This is a genomic window from Bowmanella dokdonensis, assembly GCF_017254865.1.
In the GTDB taxonomy this organism is placed as follows: domain Bacteria; phylum Pseudomonadota; class Gammaproteobacteria; order Enterobacterales; family Alteromonadaceae; genus Bowmanella; species Bowmanella dokdonensis.
On sequence record NZ_JAFKCV010000116.1, the window covers coordinates 1 to 419 of the forward strand.

The window sequence follows — 419 nt, forward strand, 5'->3', positions numbered from 1 at the left end:
CTTTCAATCAGGGTAAATTACGCTGACTAAAATAACAAAGGAACATCAATGAAGCCTATTCTCCCCGCCATTCTGGCGACCTCTATCCTGGCTGGTTGTTCACAGCAAGCCATGCAACCTACAGAGCAATCTATGCAGGCAAACGAGCAGACTATTCAATACGTTAAAACCAGAAAATCGGACCATGTGGACAACTATTTTGGCGCGCAAGTCCCTGATCCTTATCGTTGGTTGGAAGATGATCGCAGCGAAGAAACCGCTCAGTGGGTTAAAGCACAAAATGAGGTGACCTTCGGTTACCTGGAGCAGATCCCTTATCGTGATGAAATTAAACAGCGTATCACCAAGTTGTGGAACTATGAGCGGGTCGGCGCGCCCTTTAAAGAGGGCAACTATACCTACTTCTTTAAAAACGACGG

General features: G+C 46.3%; 1 pseudogene. It reads left to right on the top strand.

From position 1 onward, the window contains the following. Nucleotides 1-132 precede the first annotated feature (132 nt). Nucleotides 133-419, top strand: a pseudogene (locus J0A66_RS21800) (prolyl oligopeptidase family serine peptidase); the annotation flags it as partial.